This window comes from Geobacillus sp. JS12, assembly GCF_001592395.1.
Lineage (GTDB): Bacteria > Bacillota > Bacilli > Bacillales > Anoxybacillaceae > Geobacillus > Geobacillus zalihae.
This window is the reverse complement of record NZ_CP014749.1, coordinates 489,276-506,108: the sequence shown is the minus strand read 5'-3', so window position 1 is coordinate 506,108 and position 16,833 is coordinate 489,276. Positions and strand designations below refer to the sequence as shown.

The following is a 16,833-nucleotide window of genomic DNA, read 5'->3' as shown; positions in this document are numbered from 1 at the left end:
TTTCCGGCCGCCATCGTGTAAAATAGATTTGGCTTGGCAGCACGGTTGGCTGCAATAAAATCCATCACTTTACTAATATGGACAAAATCACAGTTTCTCAATACAAGAAGGTGAAGATTTTGCAACGTTCACTCAAATGGTTTGCCTCGGCAACCACGTTGGCAATGTTGTTTGTTTTAATTGGCGGAGCGCTTGTGACCAAAACCGGATCCGGCATGGGGTGCGGCCGATCATGGCCGCTGTGCAACGGCCAATGGGTGCCGGATCACATTACGCCTGAGCTCATCATCGAGCTGAGCCATCGACTCGTTTCCGGCCTTGCCGGCATCATGGTGCTCATCCTTTCCATCTGGTCGTGGAGAGCCATTGGCCATGTGCGGGAGACGAAGTTTTTAGCTGTCATATCGTTTGTCTTTCTCGTCTTGCAAGGGCTGATCGGCGCCGCCGCGGTCGTGTGGGGGCAGTCCGATTTCGTCCTCGCCTTGCATTTCGGCATTTCGCTCATTTCGTTTGCCGCTGTGTTGCTGTTGACGCTATTGATTTTTGAAATCGACAAAACGTTTTCCGCCGCTTCCCTTTCGCTTGACGGCAAAATGCGGTTTCATATTTACGGCATCACCATATACTCATACATCGTCGTCTACACCGGGGCGCTCGTGCGCCATACGAACGCCAGCCTTGCTTGTCCGAGCTGGCCGCTTTGCGCGAAAACGCGCCTCCTCCCGGTTCAGTTTCATGAATGGGTGCAGATGGGTCATCGATTGGCCGCTCTTGTCATCATCATTTGGATCGCTGCTGCCGCCATACACGCCGTGCGCCATTATCGCGAACAGCCGGTCATCTACTACGGATGGCTCATCGCTCTTTTGCTCGTGCTCGCGCAAATGACAACCGGAGCGCTTGTCGTTTTTACGCAGCTGAATTTATACATTGCCTTGGCGCATGCCTTTTTCATTTCCTGCCTGTTCGGTGTGCTCAGCTATTTATTGCTTTTGGCGCTCCGCACCCGCCGCGCGCCGGTAAAAGCCGCCGACCATTCAGCTGGGGAAACGGCGCCGGCCACGTTGAAATGACGGCCATCCATCCGCAAACAAAAAGGGATGCCCGCAAAAACGTGGGCACCCCTTTTTTGTTCGGTATAGACCGTTTCATTTGGACAGCTCGATCAGCAAATCCCCCGCTTGAATGGCATCGCCGCTTTTGACGTAAATGTCTTTGACAATGCCGGCAAACGGCGCCTGCACCGTCGTTTCCATCTTCATCGCTTCCGTAACCATCAAATGGTCGCCTTTGTCGACTTTTTCCCCTTTCTCCACGAGCACTTTCACAACCGTGCCCGGCATCGTGGCGGCAATATGGTTCGGATTCGTCCGATCGGCCTTGATGCGCTCAGCGACAGCGGCTTTGATGCTTTCATCGCGGATGATGACTTCGCGCGGCTGGCCGTTCAGCTCGAAGTAAACGACGCGTGTGCCGTCCGCCTGAGGCTGGCCGATGGAGACGAGTTTGACGATGAGCGTTTTCCCGCGCTCAATCTCCACTTCAATTTCCTCGCCGAGGCGCATGCCGTACAGGAACGTCGGTGTATCGAGCACGGAAATATCGCCGTATTTTTCGACCGTTTCGGCATATTCCAAAAACACTTTCGGATAAAGCGCATAGGCAATGGCGTCAAAGTCGGTCACTTCGCGGCCGAGCTTGTCATACAGCTCCCGCTTGATTTGCTCAAAATCAACCGGCTCAAGCAGCTCGCCCGGACGAACGGTGATCGGTTCGCGCCCTTTCAAAATAATGCGCTGCAACTCTTTCGGGAACCCGCCATGCGGCTGGCCTAAATAGCCTTCGAAAAACTCCACGACCGAGTCCGGGAAATTGAGCGTTTCGCCGCGTTCAAAAATGTCTTGCTCCGTCAAATTGTTTTGCACCATGTAAAGCGCCATGTCGCCGACAACTTTCGATGATGGCGTCACTTTGACGATGTCGCCGAACAAGTCGTTGACGCGGCGATACATTTCTTTCACTTCATCCCACCGATCGCCGAGGCCGACCGCTTTTGCCTGCTGCTGCAGGTTGCTGTACTGGCCGCCTGGCATCTCATGCATGTATACTTCCGTATGCGGCGCGTTCATGCCGCTTTCAAACTCTTGATAAAATTTGCGCACGTCTTCCCAATAGCGGGCCAACTGCTCAAGGCCGTAAATATCAACCTCCGGCGCCCGCTCCGTTCCTTCAAGGGCATAGTAGAGCGTATTGGCGCTCGGCTGCGACGTCAAGCCGGCCATCGAGCTGACGGCGACATCGACGATATCGACGCCGGCTTCGATCGCTTTGGCGTACGTGTAAATACCGTTGCCGCTCGTATCGTGCGTATGCAAATGGATCGGAATGCTGACCGTCTCCTTAAGCGCGGAAATGAGCACGTACGCCGCCTGCGGCTTCAACAGACCAGCCATATCCTTAATGCCTAAAATGTGCGCTCCGGCTTGCTCGAGCTCTTTCGCCAAGGCTTTGTAATAATCCAAATTGTACTTCGGCCGATTCGGGTCTAAAACATCGCCCGTATAGCAAATCGCCGCCTCGGCGATTTTGCCGCTTTGCCGGACGGCATCGATCGCCACCGTCATCCCTTTCACCCAGTTTAGGCTGTCGAAAATGCGGAACACATCAATGCCGGCTTGCGCTGATTTGTCGACGAACTCGCGGATGACGTTGTCGGGATAGTTTTTATACCCCACGGCGTTGGCCGACCGAAGCAGCATCTGGAACAGCACGTTTGGAATGCGCTCGCGCAGCTTCAGGAGGCGGTCCCACGGATCCTCCTTCAAAAAGCGGTACGCCACATCAAACGTCGCCCCGCCCCACATCTCAAGCGAGAATAAGTTGGGCAGCAAACGCGCCGTCGGCTCAGCGATCCGCAACAAGTCGATCGTGCGGACGCGGGTCGCCAACAACGACTGATGAGCGTCACGGAACGTCGTATCGGTCAAGAGCACGCGCGGCTGCTCTTGGATCCAGCGAACAAGCCCTTCAGGTCCGCGTTCATCCAAAATTTGCTTCGTTCCCGCTGGGATCGGTTCCGTTTGGCTCACCTTCGGCACGCGCGGTTTGTCAAACACCGGCTTTTTCTTTTTGCCGATGCCAGGGAAGCCGTTGACCGTCACGGTGCCGATGTACGTAAGCATTTTCGTCCCGCGGTCTTTTCGGCGCGGGAATACAAACAATTCCGGCGTCGTATCGATAAATGACGTATCGTATTCCCCGACAAAAATTTCGGATGCTGAACGACGTTTTCCAAAAACGGAATGTTCGTTTTAATGCCGCGGATGCGGAATTCGCGCAAGTTGCGCAGCATTTTTCTTGCCGCCTGCTCAAACGTCAACGCCCATGTCGACACTTTCACGAGCAGCGAATCGTAATACGGCGTAATGACCGCCCCTTGGAAGCCATTGCCGGCGTCCAAGCGCACGCCAAAACCGCCGCCGGAACGGTACGCCATAATTTTTCCCGTATCCGGCATAAAGTTGTTGAGCGGGTCTTCCGTCGTCACCCGCGACTGAATGGCGTAGCCGTTGATGCGGATGTCTTCCTGCTTTGGAATGCCGACTTCCGGGCTGTGGAGCGAAAATCCGTCGGCGATTAAAATTTGCGACTGGACGATGTCAATCCCGGTGATCATTTCGGTGATCGTATGCTCAACTTGAATGCGCGGATTGACTTCGATGAAATAAAACTCATCTCCGGAGACGAGAAACTCAACCGTGCCAGCGTTGACGTAGCCGACGCTTCTCATGAGCCGGACCGCCGCCTCGCAAATGCGCTCGCGCAGCTCGTCCGACAACGAGACGCTCGGCGCGACTTCCACGACTTTTTGATGGCGGCGCTGCACCGAGCAGTCGCGTTCATAAAGGTGAACGATGTTTCCTTCGTGGTCGCCCAAAATTTGCACTTCAATATGCTTCGGCTTTTCGATCAGCTTTTCAACATAAACGTCATCGCTGCCAAACGCCGCTTTCGCTTCCGACTTGGCCCGCTCAAACGCTTCCTTCACTTCCGACTTCGAGCGGACGATGCGCATGCCCCGGCCGCCGCCGCCAAGCGCCGCTTTAATGATGATCGGGTATCCGTGCGTCTCAGCAAAACGGACGACGTCTTCAAGGCCGCCGACCGGTCCATCGCTGCCCGGGATGACCGGAATGCCCGCCTTCATGGCCGCATGGCGCGCTTTCACTTTATCGCCGAACATATCCAAATGTTCTTCGTTCGGGCCGATGAAAATAATCCCCTCTTCGCGGCACCGTTTGGCAAATTGAATGTTTTCCGACAAAAACCCATAACCCGGGTGGATGGCATCGACATCGTGGGCTTTGGCGATCTCAATGATGCCTTCGATGTCCAAGTAGGCTTCGATCGGCTTTTTCCCTTCCCCGACTAAATACGCCTCATCCGCTTTGTAGCGGTGGTACGATCCGGCGTCTTCCTTCGAATAAATCGCCACGGTGCGGATATCAAGCTCCGTGCAGGCGCGGAAAACGCGAATGGCGATCTCTCCCCGGTTGGCTGCCAGCACTTTGCGAATTCGTCTTGTCCTCATTCTGTCCCTCCTCCTTTATTTAATAAAAGTATAAAAGTTTTGCCGATTTGTAAATACACTTTCTAAAAAGTCAGACCTCTTTTCTGTTTGCTGACCATCGTTTTTTCCGCTTTTTTATACCGTTGTTCGTACTTTGCAAACATCGAAATGTTCACCAAAAGACCGAGCGAAGCCATGGTCAGGACAAGCGACGTTCCCCCATAGCTGACGAGCGGCAGCGGCACCCCTGTAATCGGAATAAGGCCAACGACCCCACCAACGTTAATGAACGTTTGAAAGCCGATCATGACGGAGATGCCGATCGCAAGCAGGCTCCCAAACGCATCGTGGGAGCGGCGGGCAATCCAAAGCCCGCGCAGCACGATAAACGCCAATAACCCAAGCGTGAACGCTACACCAAATAAGCCGAGCTCTTCGGCGATGACCGCCATAATAAAATCGGTGTGCGACTCTGGCAGGTAGCCGTATTTTTGAATGCCTTTGCCAAGCCCCACTCCTTTCAGCCCGCCAAGCCCGATCGCCAAATACGAATTCACGAGCTGGTAGCCATCGCCGTTTGCGTATTGAAAGGGATCCAAAAAGCTGTAAAGACGCGATACCCGTTCAGGAGAAAAAATTTTTTTGCCCGCAACCGGGAGCCAAAACGGTGACAGCACCGTCCCGATCAATGTAAAAAAAAGCAGCTGCTTTAGAAGCAACACGAGGCGCAAACCGGACGAAACAATGATGCACATCGCGATGGCAAACACGATCGCCGCCGTTCCGAAGTCAGGCTGTATGGCAATCAGGAAACAAATCACCAATGTATAATAAATGGGGAACAAATTGCTTTTCGCCGGCTCGGCCAGCCGCTTCCGCTTGTTGGCGAACGCTGCGGCCAAGTATAAAATCAGACCGAGCTTCGCGAGCTCCGCCGGTTGGATCGAAAGCGCCCCGACGCGAAACCAGCTTGTTGCGTTGTTGGCCGTATGGCCGAGAAAAGCGACGGCGATCAGCATCAATGGAGAAGCAAAAAAGACGAGTTTCACCCATCGCTCCGCCCGCCACACTTTATACGGAATCGCCATCATAATGGCGAACGCGATGAATCCGGCAATCAGCCACAGTTTTTGCCGCTCGTAAAAATAGTCGCTTGGCACTTCAAAGCGGATGACGGCGGTGACCATGCTCGAGCTGTACACCATAATCAATCCGAACAACGACAGCATGATGACCGCGGCGATCAGCGGATAATCATAGCACTTCAATACTTTTTTCCATAATTGTCGTTCCATCGTTCCTCTTCCCTGTGAACATGTATGTACTTAAAATCATTCGCAGCGGCGCGCTGTTTTCCTGCCGAAAAACAGAAAAACTCAAACGATGGCGCGCCAATCGTTTGAGTTGCCTTATATGCTTATCGCACGCGCTTTTTGGCCACGGCCTCGTGCAACGCGGAAAGTTCGCGCTCAAGCCGGTCAAGGAGCGCTTTTCCGTCTTTCGCTTCCACAAGCCCGAGGCGCACTGCAAAATCAATTTCCCGTGACAAACCGAACATTTGCGTGTCAAGCACTTCTTCATACACCGGACATTGCGGCATCGTCAAATGGTCCATTTGCACGCGGATGAGTTGGATGATTTTCTCTGCATCCGCTTGTAAAAGCGCGTACGCCTTCTCCCGATAGCTCATCGATTCGTCCGTCACATCGATCCCTCCGTTCTCTCCCCTATCCTTCTTTACATCTTAACGTGAAACAAGCCATTTTGCAAGTTGAAACCGTTGACAGCAACCCGGCCTGGAACATGACAAGCTCTTTCGTTATTATTATACTAAAAATGGTGGGAACATGCAGAGGAGAGGTGTTTCATGAACGATATTATTGTGCTGACAGGAAAGGTGAAGTTTACGATCACGCTTGACCCCGGCGTCTGGATTTTCGACGACCGGAAAGTGGACATGGATGCGTATTTTTCGGAGCCGGCTCCACAGCCGACGGAAGCGGAGCAAGAGGACGAGGAAATCAAAAAGCTGTCGGCATTTTGGGACCGGGAAATTCAAGAGGGCGCGGTTTTTCCGCCGACGTTGAAAACGGAGCGGCGCTTTTTGAAGGAGAAAATCATCACCGGCTCGTTCGGCATGCCGTTCGCCCCATTTTTGCGAAACGCTGAGCCGCATGAAGACGCGTCTAGACTTGTCATTGAGACGGAACATGGAGAAACCGTGATCCCTCTGGAAAAGGCGTACGACCTGATTTTCGCTTTTTCCCAAAACGGAAAACCGCTACGCGACGACGGTCCGGTGCACATTTATTTTGGCGACGGCTCCAACCGTGAGGCGCCGATTACTCATGTGCGTCGGCTCGTCGTCCGATGACCGGGCGCCCCATGAAGGGGCGGCCCGGTGTTTGAGGTTTTGACGCCTTCAACCGCCTCAAGCGCTTGGAACCTAGATGTTTTCCGCAGCGCCCCAGGCGGCGGGCGCCTTTCGAAACGTTCGCGGCGGCGGGCCGCGCGCCTGGCATGGCACCCGTTCTTTAACGGCGGATGCTCTGAGGAACGCCTAGCTACAGCAAATCAGCGGCAAGCTGGGCGAGCGCCGAACGCTCCCCTTTGACGAGCCGGATATGACCGGCGATTTTTTGGTCTTTAAACTTTTCGACGACGTACGTCAACCCGTTGTTATATTCATCCAAATACGGATGGTCGATCTGTTCCGGATCGCCCATTAAAATGATTTTGCTTTTCTCCCCGACGCGCGTCAAAATCGTCTTCACTTCATGCTTCGTTAAATTTTGCGCCTCATCAATGATGATAAACTGCTCCGGCAGGCTCCGGCCGCGGATGTACGTGAGCGCCTCCACTTCAATCGAGCTCATGCCGGCTAAAATCGCATCGAGCTCCCCCGGTTTTTTCGTGTTGAACAAGTATTCCAAGTTGTCAAAAATCGGCTGCATCCACGGGCGCAGCTTTTCTTCCTTTTCCCCCGGCAGAAAGCCGAGATCTTTCCCCATCGGCACAATCGGCCGAGCGACGAGCAATTTTTTGTATGTGCGCAAATCTTCCGTTTGCATCAACCCCGCGGCAAGGGCAAGCAGCGTCTTGCCCGTTCCGGCTTTGCCGATTAGCGTCACAAGCGGAATGTCGTCGCGCATGAGAAGCTCAAACGCCATCGTCTGCTGCACGTTGCGCGGGCGAATGCCCCATATATGTTCGTGATGGAAGATGAGCTTTTTCACTTTTTTGCCGTTTTGGTCGACAATGCCAATCGCTGACGCCGAGCTGCCAAACGCGTCTTTCATAATAATGAACTGGTTCGGATAAAACGGGTGGTCGGCGATATCGGCGAGCACGAGCTCCCCTTTGTCGTAAAACCGCTGTAGGTGGTCCTTTCCTATGTACAGCTCCAAAAATCCGCTGTAAATATGGTCGACATCAACGACGCGGTCGCTTAAAAAGTCTTCTGCCTGCAGCCCGATGGCATCCGCTTTGACGCGCACGAGCGCATCTTTGCTCACCAAAATGACGGAGCGTCCATCTTCCTTCGCCTGCTCTTCAAGCGATAAATTTTTCGCCACCGCCAGAATGCGGTTGTCATTTGTTTTTTCGACAAAAATTTCTTGCAGTTGATGAAACGAACGATGGTTCAACTCAATGCGCAGCGCCCCTCCGTTTTCAAGCGGAATTTTTTCATGCAGCTTGCCGTTTTCGCGCAGACGGTCGATGAGCTTTGACACTTGGCGGGCATTTCTACCAATTTCATCCATATACCGCTTTTTCGAATCCACTTCCTCAAGCACGACCGCTGGAATGACGACCTCATTATCCTCAAACGCGAAAATCGAATACGGATCTTGCAACAGCACGTTCGTATCGAGCACGTAAATTTTTTTTCCCAAATTCCGCTTCCCCCCATGTGAGTTTTTCACGTTTTTCCGTTGGATGGGAATGGCTGTAATACAACATATGAAAACATGTATAAAGATAGAAGGACATTTGCAAACTAAAGAAAAAAAGTCGAGGTGGCCCATTATGAAGAGAAACTGCTGGCTCGCCGTTTTCTTCCTTCCCCTTTTGATTTTCAGCGGCTGCACGTTTGGAAACGATCATGAAGCGAACGAGCCCAATCGTTCACTCGTGCGCGTCAAAAATACGGTCGATGAACGCGTCGAGAACAAATCCGGGCAAGAGATCGCCCGCCGGCTTGCAGAAATCGCCGACCGTGTTCCAAACGTTCACAATGCCGCTGCGCTCGTCGTCGGCAAATACGCCATCGTCGGCATTGACGTCGGCGCCAATATGGATGCCTCACGCGTCGGCACCATCAAATATTCCGTCGCCGAAGCATTGCAAAAAGATCCGTACGGTGCGAACGCTATTATTGTCGCTGACCCAGATCTTTACACCCGCGTGCGCAACATCGGCCGGCAAATCGATGAGGGGAGGCCGGTGCAAGCGTTCATGAACGAAATCGCCGACATCGTCGGACGAGTGATGCCGGAAGTGCCAAGCGACCTATTTGAAACGACGCCGAAGCCGACCGAAGAAAATGACGGACAGCTGAACGAACGGGAGGAGCGGCAACTGAACGAACAGCAAAACAAGCAATCGAATGAACATTTACATCGATAAACGGTTTCTGTGTGGGTTATAATGGAACAGAAAGCGCGGCTCATTTCCGAGGAAAGCGGGAGTGAAATGCATTTGAATCAACAAACGATGGCGGGAAATGTGGTATAATGGGAACGAAAGAACACTCTACCATTTCGCGTTTGGATGTATTGAGGTGAACAATGAGAGTCAAATGCGTGCTTTGCGACCAAATCGATACGATCGACGATGAATCGCCGCTCGCCAAGCGGTTGCGCAACCGTCCGATCCACACGTACATGTGCCGCGAATGCCACGACCGCATCACCGAAAAAACGAAACAGCGGCTGGCAACAGGAAAGTTCCGCTTCTATCGCGGCCGCCGCGCAGACGATGATTGGTGATCCCGCAAAAAAAAAACGGTGCGGAAGAGCGATCGCTTTTCCGCGCCTTTTTGGTTGTCATCATCCATACTTTTCCGGTTCGGCTTCGATCTGCCGCCACATCGCCTCAGCCAGCTCAAGCGGGAAACACGCCGCCCTTGTTTCCCCGCCGCGCACATATTCGACGATGTATTGCCCATTCGTTTCATCTTTGACGGCGTCTACGGCCGTCACACCAAAGTCGTTTTCCAAGATGGCGCGGAAAAACGAGGCCGTATCGCGCGCCGCCGCATCGTGCGGACGGGCTTTGGCGACGATGTGGATCGTCAGCCAGTTATAAAGGGCATCCTGCACGGATTTCATGACTTTTCTCCCTCTTTCGCCTGCTTCAGGCGCACTTTATAAATGATTAATACGAGGGCGGCGACGGCCAATCCTTCTGCCACCGGCAAAAAGACAGCAAAAAAGGTCAAAACCGTGCAGCCAAGCGCCAGCAAAACGTAAATGATGACGTTTTTCAACAGCGGCAGGCGGCGGGCAAAACCGAGTCGATACACAAGCGCAGCAAGCAACAACACTGTCACATACAATAGCCACATACCGCGCTCGGGATGATCGTGCACCTTATAAAGCGAGGCGAAAAACGTGAGCCGTTCGAGCACATTCACACCATTCCCCTCCCGTTCATCCTAATAACGCCCTTCTCCAAGGCGTTTTCGATTGTTCGCAAACCAAAGACGCGCGCATGGCGCTTCCGGCTATTTCGCCTGCTCAACCGCTTTCTTTTTCTTCTCCGCCTTTTCACGCTCGCTTTTATTCAAGATTTTTTTGCGCAACCGGATCGAGGCTGGCGTCACTTCACAATATTCATCATCATTCAAATACTCGAGCGCTTCTTCAAGCGTCAACAGACGCGGCTTTTTCATCGTCACCGTCTGTTCTTTCGTCGATGAACGCATGTTGGTGACATGTTTTTCGCGGCAAATGTTGACGACCAAGTCGTTTTCGCGGTTATGCTCGCCGACGATCATCCCTTCGTACACCTCAGTGCCCGGCTCAACAAAAATGGTGCCGCGATCCTCAAGTTGCATGATGCTGTAAGCCGTCGCCTTTCCGGTTTCCATCGAGACGAGCACCCCTTGGCGGCGGCCGCCAATTGCGCCAGGCTGCACAGGGGCATAATGGTCAAACGAATGGTTTAAAATTCCATATCCGCGCGTCAACGACATAAATTCACTCCGATAGCCGATCAAGCCACGCGACGGCACAAGGAAGACGAGACGCACTTGCCCGTTGTCGCCGTGCACCATATCGACGAGCTCGCCCTTGCGGCTGCCGAGCGACTCCATGATCGCTCCCGTATATTCCTCCGGGATGTCCATGACGACCCGCTCGATCGGCTCGCACGTGACACCGTCAATCTCTTTTAGAATGACTTCCGGCTTCGATACTTGCAGTTCGTATCCTTCGCGGCGCATGCTTTCAATCAAAATCGCCAAATGAAGCTCCCCACGGCCGGAGACAATCCACGCATCCGGCGACTCGGTCGGCTCAACGCGCAGACTGACATCCGTCTCCAGCTGGGTGCGAAGCCGCTCCTCCAGCTTTCTCGCCGTCACGTATTTGCCTTCGCGCCCCGCAAACGGGCTGTTGTTGACGAGAAACGTCATTTTGAGCGTCGGCTCATCGATGCGAAGCGGCGGCAGCGGCTCTTGATGATCGGGCGGGCAAACCGTTTCACCGACATTGATGTCCTCCATCCCGGCGACCGCGACGATGTCGCCAGCGTGCGCTTCTTCAATCTCAATCCGCTTCAACCCAATAAAACCAAACAGCTTCGTGACACGAAACATCTTGACGGCACCGTCGCGCTTTAAAAGAGCGACTTGCTGTCCTGTTTTCATCGTGCCGCGGAAAATGCGGCCGATGCCGATGCGTCCGACATATTCATTATAGTCGAGCAGCGCCACTTGAAACTGCAACGGTTCGTTGCGGTTGTCCACCGGCGCCGGAATATGCTCGATGATCGTCTCAAACAAGGCGGTCATGTCACCGTCCTGGCGATCCGGATCGAGGCTTGCCGTCCCGCGCAGCGCCGATGTGTACACGACTGGAAACTCGAGCTGCTCCTCAGAAGCACCAAGTTCGATAAACAGGTCGAGCACCTCATCAACGACTTCCGCCGGCCGAGCAAATTCGCGGTCGATTTTGTTGACGACGACGATCGGCACAAGCTGCTGCTCAAGCGCTTTTTTGAGCACAAACCGCGTCTGCGGCATGCAGCCTTCATACGCATCGACGACAAGCAAGACGCCGTCGACAAGGCGCATGATCCGCTCCACTTCCCCTCCGAAATCAGCGTGTCCCGGCGTATCCAAAATGTTGATGCGCGTTCCTTTATACAAGACAGCCGTGTTTTTGGCCAAAATCGTAATGCCGCGCTCCCGCTCCAGATCGTTGCGGTCAAGCGCCCGCTCCGCGACTTGTTCGTTTTCGCGGAACGTCCCTGACTGCCGAAGCAGCTGATCAACGAGCGTCGTTTTCCCATGGTCGACGTGAGCGATGATCGCGATATTGCGGAGATCGATTCGTTTGTTCGTCAATGTCGGTCACTCCTGTTCGGCAAACTGCTTGTCTATTATATCACAACCGATAGAAAATCGGCATGTTTTCCTGTACACTAGAAAAAGACGCCCACTTTGCCAGAAAGGAGTCAACCCAGTCAACTACCCCCACTTCGCGAACGCTTGAAGTGGGGGCTTGCAACTCCCCAGAAGTGCAAACGGACGTCGTCCTCCTTCCTTGACTTGGGGTTGCATCAGGGGCAGGTTGACGACTGCCCAACGACGCAGGTCATGCCTGCATCGTTGCCGATTCTCTCGGTGTGTCTGTTGGCAGTACTTGGCTTCCACACACAACAGACGGACCTACGCTCGATGTTTTACGTTGCAACGTTTCCTGCAACCAACTCCATACATCGAGCAGCAGCTATTGGAGTGCCTTTATTGAACGGTTTTCTCCATGCCTTTATTCTATCATACACAAAAGAAAGGGGAACGCGCATTCCTCTCCCACTTACTCCCTTTGGTCGTTGAAGTGGGAGTCTCCTGCGCGAAATAGGATGAAACGGATCGAGCCTGTACCGCTGTTGCTCGCCATTCTTGCCGTCGCCGCCATCATGGCGATCGGCGTCTTCATCGCCGAGCAAAGTTTGATCGGCATCGCCGCTTCCACGGTCATCTTGATCGCCGCCATGGGCGCCGGGTTCGCCCATAAAAAACGGACGCGTTGAAAAACGGGACAAGCTGGATGCTTGTCCCATTTTCGCGATTTCGCGCCTCATCAATCGTGAAGATAGCGCCGCAAAATTTCTTCGTGCACCCCAGGTTTCGCAGCAAGCACCGAATTGCGGCCAAGCAGATCCAGCGGCTTCCCGTCAAGGGTCGTCACCATTCCGCCCGCTTCTTCAATCAAAATCATCCCGCCGGCGAAATCCCACGGCGACAGGCGCGGCGAAATGTAGGCGTCCAAACGGCCGGCGGCAACATACGCGAGCTCAAGCGCCGCTGAACCATACGAACGCGTGCCGCGCGCCTCTTTCGCCAGCCTCATGAGCGGGCGATGGTCGAGGCGCTTGTTTTCCATGAGCCATGTCCCGTTGATGGCGATGATCGACTCCGCCACTGGCGCGGGCTGCAGGAGGCCGAGCGGCTCCCCGTTCAAAAACACCCCCCGCCCTTTTTGCGCCGCATACAGTTCGTCAAACACGACGTCATACACGTAGCCGAGCTGCCCGATGCCATCTTCAAAAATGCCGATCGATACAGCAAAATGGCGCCGCTGATGAACGAAATTCATCGTGCCGTCGATCGGGTCAATCACCCAAACAACGCCGTCCAAGGCATCGATCCGGTCGCCAAATCCTTCTTCCCCCAACAGGCGGTGGCTAGGGAACTGGCGGCGGATGTGCTCGGCGAAAAACTGCTCAATGGCGCGGTCAACGTTCGTCACTAAGTCGTTCGGGTTCTCTTTCGCTTCCACCGTCAGCTGTTTGGCAAACGAGGCGCGGATGCGCTTTCCTGCTTCGTCGATCCATTGCCGGGCGTATCGGTCGATTTCTTCCCATTTTTCTGCCATATTGATTCCTCCTGCCTTCGGTTATGTATAGATCGCAACCGGAACGGGGGCGGACACCGCTCAAGAAAAAAACGAACCGGAAAGATGGTTCGCCTTGAATCAGAATCATACTTGAAGGCGCATCAGTTCTTGGCGCAGCTTTTCAAGCCGCCGTTTGCACTCTTTTTTCTTTTCTTCATCGTTTTCCATCATGGCCTCGTACAGCGTCGCTAGTTCGTAATCGAGTTCGAGCCGCAACACCGCCATGCGTTTGTCTCCATCTGGTCGCTTCAGCGAATTGGCGGTTTTTTTCATATTCGTCCGCACCCCTTTCTCGATCATCCGCTAAACTTCCGGCGCCCGTCACGAATGTGCTGCTTCATTTTGTTTTATATTATATTATGTGGAAAAAGGGGTGTATGCAACTAATTTGTGCGTTTACCTACCGCGCTTCCGTTGTGGCTCGAATGATACCACAGCGATAATCCCAGGGGAACTATGACCATCAATGATTTCTTGTGTTGACCAGTCGTAGGAAAATGGATAGGAATAACCCATTGTTCCACCTCCACCGTTAGTTTGCCCAACGGCGCCGAATTTGTTCCGCCTCTTCCATCATGCGGGCAAACAACTCAGCGACGGACGGAACATCGTGAATGAGCCCGATCGCCTGCCCGACCCAAGCGAATCCTTCGTCCACCTTTCCTTCGTAAATGAAGCGCCGGTTCGCTTCTCCGCTAATATATTCTTTTAAATCATCATACGTACCGCCTTGGCGCTCGATTTCCAATATTTTTTCCGCCCAGGCGTTGGCCAGCACCCGCCCTGGCGCCCCGAGCGACCGTTTAATGATGACCGTATCGTTTTCGGTGGCGTTGAGAATCATTTCTTTATATGCTGGATGAGCATGAACGCATTCTTTCGTGGCGATAAACCGCGTTCCCATCTCAATCCCTTCCGCTCCAAGCGCCAATGCCGCCATCAACCCGCGTCCATCGGCGATGCCGCCCGAGGCGATGACCGGAATCGATACGGAGTCAACGACTTTCGGAATAAGGACGAACGTGCCAGTATCGTATTTGCCGAGATGCCCGCCCCCTTCCTGACCGACGACCATCACCGCATCAGCACCGAGCTCCTCTGCTTTCACTGCCTGGCGGACGGCGGCAACGAGCACGAGCTTTTTCACGTTCGTTCCTTTCAATTGTTCAAAAAACGGCGCCGGATTGCCGCCGGTGACCGAAACGACCGGCACCCCCTCATCAAGCGCTGCTTCAAGCATATGAGCAAACGGGCGGCCGTGCTGGCCAATGGCGAAATTGACGCCGAACGGCCGATCCGTTTTTTCCTTCACCTTGCGGATTTCCTCGCGCAGTTGCTCCGGTCCATCGAGAGACATCGCCGTAATTTGTCCGAGCCCACCGGCGTTCGAGACCGCTGCGGCCAAATCAGCGTACGCCAAGTAAGCGAGCCCCCTTGAATGATCGGATATGTAATGCCGAGCAGCTCTGTCACCCTCGTTCTCCATTTCATTTCGATAACGCCCCCTTTTTGCTTTGTCTTTCTTTTATTTCTCTCTTGAACCGCTGTTTTCCTTTTTCAGCGTCCATTCATTTCTTCTTTGCAAACGGAAAAATCCATGCTATAATGCACTTGTTTTATCCTCGAGATAAAGAGGTGTGAAAAACCATTGTCGCAACTCGAGACACCATTGTTTACCGGTTTGTTGGAGCATATGAAAAAAAATCCGGTTCAATTTCACATTCCCGGCCATAAAAAAGGGGCCGGCATGGATCCGGAGTTTCGCGCTTTCATCGGAGACAACGCCTTGGCGATTGATTTAATCAACATCAGCCCGCTCGATGACTTGCACCATCCAAAAGGGATGATCAAACGGGCGCAGGAGCTCGCTGCCGAAGCGTTCGGCGCCGATTATACGTTTTTTTCCGTGCAAGGAACGAGCGGCGCCATCATGACGATGGTCATGTCGGTCGCCGGGCCGGGCGATAAAATCATCGTGCCGCGCAACGTCCATAAATCGGTCATGTCGGCCATTGTCTTTTCTGGAGCGACGCCGATTTTCATTCATCCCGAAATCGACAAGGAGCTTGGCATTTCCCATGGCATTACGCCGCAAGCAGTGGAAAAAGCGCTCCGCCAGCACCCGGACGCCAAAGGGGTGCTCGTCATCAACCCGACGTACTTTGGCATTGCCGGCGATTTGAAAAAAATCGTCGATATCGCCCACTCGTACAACGTTCCGGTGCTTGTCGACGAAGCGCACGGCGTGCACATTCATTTTCATGAGGACTTGCCGCTCTCAGCGATGCAAGCGGGCGCCGATATGGCGGCGACAAGCGTCCATAAGCTCGGCGGATCGCTGACGCAAAGCTCGATTTTGAATGTGCGCGAAGGACTCGTCTCCGCGAAACACGTGCAGGCGATTTTAAGCATGCTGACGACGACTTCAACGTCGTACTTGTTGCTCGCTTCGCTTGATGTCGCCCGCAAACAGTTGGCGACGAAAGGGCGTGAACTCATCGACAAAGCCATTCGACTCGCCGACTGGACGCGCCGGCAAATCAACGAGATTCCATATTTGTACTGCGTCGGCGAAGAGATTTTAGGCACGGAAGCAACGTACGACTACGATCCGACAAAACTCATCGTTTCGGTTAAAGAGCTCGGGCTGACCGGCCATGACGTCGAACGGTGGCTGCGCGAAGCGTACAACATTGAAGTCGAGCTTTCCGATTTATACAACATTTTGTGCATCATCACCCCGGGCGATACCGAACGGGAGGCGAGCCTGCTCGTTGAAGCGCTCCGCCGCTTGTCGAAGCAGTTCAGCCATCAGGCAGAGAAAGGGATCAAGCCGAAAGTGCTCCTTCCGGACATCCCGGCCTTAGCCTTGACGCCGCGCGATGCGTTTTACGCCGAAACGGAAGTCGTGCCGTTTCACGAATCGGCCGGCCGAATCATCGCCGAATTTGTGATGGTGTATCCGCCTGGCATTCCAATTTTTATTCCAGGCGAAATCATCACGGAAGAAAACTTGAAGTATATTGAGACGAACTTGGCTGCCGGCCTCCCTGTCCAAGGGCCGGAAGACGACACGCTGCAGACGTTGCGTGTCATTAAGGAATATAAACCGATCCGCTGACCGCACAAGCCGGT

14 protein-coding genes and 2 pseudogenes are annotated in these 16,833 nt (G+C 53.7%); 6 read left to right on the top strand and 10 right to left on the bottom strand.

The genetic code is table 11. The annotated features are described in order from the left end of the window. Positions 1 to 119: 119 nt before the first annotated feature. Entirely contained in the window at positions 120 to 1,073 is a 954-nt protein-coding gene (locus tag A0V43_RS02570) for a COX15/CtaA family protein (protein WP_013523318.1), read from the top strand. 75 nt (positions 1,074 to 1,148) lie between these two features. Here A0V43_RS02570 and pyc read toward each other — a convergent pair. The 3 genes and pseudogenes from pyc to A0V43_RS02555 form a co-directional block, all read right to left on the bottom strand. After that, positions 1,149 to 4,591: pseudogene (pyc, locus tag A0V43_RS02565) on the bottom strand (pyruvate carboxylase). A 62-nt stretch (positions 4,592 to 4,653) separates the two neighbouring features. Next, positions 4,654 to 5,865 (bottom strand): putative lipid II flippase FtsW, encoded by a 1,212-nt coding sequence (ftsW, locus tag A0V43_RS02560; RefSeq protein ID WP_013523316.1) that lies wholly within the window; start codon positions 5,863 to 5,865, stop codon positions 4,654 to 4,656. A 122-nt stretch (positions 5,866 to 5,987) separates the two neighbouring features. Next, the gene (locus A0V43_RS02555) at positions 5,988 to 6,275 is read right to left on the bottom strand and encodes an Fpa/YlaN family protein (protein ID WP_013145884.1); all 288 of its coding nucleotides are present in this window, start codon (positions 6,273 to 6,275) and stop codon (positions 5,988 to 5,990) included. A gap of 162 nt (positions 6,276 to 6,437) precedes the next feature. On the opposite strand from A0V43_RS02555, the gene A0V43_RS02550 reads away from it, so the two are divergent. Beyond that, a complete protein-coding gene (locus tag A0V43_RS02550) occupies positions 6,438 to 6,944 on the top strand; it encodes a molybdopterin-binding protein (RefSeq protein ID WP_063192313.1) in 507 nt (168 codons plus the stop codon). A 190-nt stretch (positions 6,945 to 7,134) separates the two neighbouring features. Here the strand turns inward: A0V43_RS02550 and A0V43_RS02545 are convergent, their stop codons facing one another. Further along, positions 7,135 to 8,466 (bottom strand): PhoH family protein, encoded by a 1,332-nt coding sequence (locus A0V43_RS02545; protein ID WP_011230575.1) that lies wholly within the window; start codon positions 8,464 to 8,466, stop codon positions 7,135 to 7,137. Positions 8,467 to 8,599: 133 nt separating this feature from the next. On the opposite strand from A0V43_RS02545, the gene A0V43_RS02540 reads away from it, so the two are divergent. Continuing rightward, positions 8,600 to 9,199, top strand: a complete 600-nt coding sequence (locus A0V43_RS02540; protein WP_063192312.1) for a YhcN/YlaJ family sporulation lipoprotein — start codon at positions 8,600 to 8,602, stop codon at positions 9,197 to 9,199. Positions 9,200 to 9,360: 161 nt separating this feature from the next. Then, positions 9,361 to 9,561 carry a YlaI family protein gene (locus A0V43_RS02535; RefSeq protein ID WP_013145887.1) on the top strand — a complete coding sequence of 67 codons (201 nt, stop codon included), beginning with the start codon at positions 9,361 to 9,363 and terminating at the stop codon, positions 9,559 to 9,561. A 60-nt stretch (positions 9,562 to 9,621) separates the two neighbouring features. On the opposite strand, the gene A0V43_RS02530 is transcribed toward A0V43_RS02535, so the two are convergent. From A0V43_RS02530 to typA, 3 genes are all read right to left on the bottom strand, one after another. Beyond that, positions 9,622 to 9,903, bottom strand: coding sequence for a hypothetical protein (locus A0V43_RS02530; RefSeq protein WP_013145888.1), 282 nt, complete (start codon positions 9,901 to 9,903; stop codon positions 9,622 to 9,624). Further along, on the bottom strand, positions 9,900 to 10,208 hold the full coding sequence (locus A0V43_RS02525; protein ID WP_011230571.1) for a YlaH-like family protein: 309 nt from the start codon (positions 10,206 to 10,208) through the stop codon (positions 9,900 to 9,902). Before A0V43_RS02525 ends, A0V43_RS02530 begins: the two co-directional genes overlap by 4 nt. A 90-nt stretch (positions 10,209 to 10,298) precedes the next feature. Next, positions 10,299 to 12,143, bottom strand: a complete 1,845-nt coding sequence (typA, locus tag A0V43_RS02520) for a translational GTPase TypA (RefSeq protein ID WP_063192311.1) — start codon at positions 12,141 to 12,143, stop codon at positions 10,299 to 10,301. Positions 12,144 to 12,661: 518 nt separating this feature from the next. Between typA and A0V43_RS19680 the strand changes: the two genes are divergently transcribed. Continuing rightward, a complete protein-coding gene (locus tag A0V43_RS19680; protein WP_014195347.1) occupies positions 12,662 to 12,832 on the top strand; it encodes a DUF5325 family protein in 171 nt (56 codons plus the stop codon). A gap of 50 nt (positions 12,833 to 12,882) precedes the next feature. Here A0V43_RS19680 and A0V43_RS02515 read toward each other — a convergent pair whose 3' ends face one another. From A0V43_RS02515 to A0V43_RS02505, 3 genes and pseudogenes are all read right to left on the bottom strand, one after another. Continuing rightward, the gene (locus A0V43_RS02515) at positions 12,883 to 13,677 is read right to left on the bottom strand and encodes an inositol monophosphatase family protein (protein WP_013523314.1); all 795 of its coding nucleotides are present in this window, start codon (positions 13,675 to 13,677) and stop codon (positions 12,883 to 12,885) included. A 105-nt stretch (positions 13,678 to 13,782) separates the two neighbouring features. Then, positions 13,783 to 13,998 carry a hypothetical protein gene (locus A0V43_RS02510; protein ID WP_013145893.1) on the bottom strand — a complete coding sequence of 72 codons (216 nt, stop codon included), beginning with the start codon at positions 13,996 to 13,998 and terminating at the stop codon, positions 13,783 to 13,785. A gap of 232 nt (positions 13,999 to 14,230) precedes the next feature. Then, a pseudogene (locus A0V43_RS02505) lies at positions 14,231 to 15,189 on the bottom strand (NAD(P)H-dependent flavin oxidoreductase). 157 nt (positions 15,190 to 15,346) lie between these two features. Here A0V43_RS02505 and A0V43_RS02500 point away from each other — a divergent pair. Further along, the gene (locus A0V43_RS02500; protein ID WP_063192310.1) at positions 15,347 to 16,819 is read left to right on the top strand and encodes an aminotransferase class I/II-fold pyridoxal phosphate-dependent enzyme; all 1,473 of its coding nucleotides are present in this window, start codon (positions 15,347 to 15,349) and stop codon (positions 16,817 to 16,819) included. Positions 16,820 to 16,833: the final 14 nt, after the last annotated feature.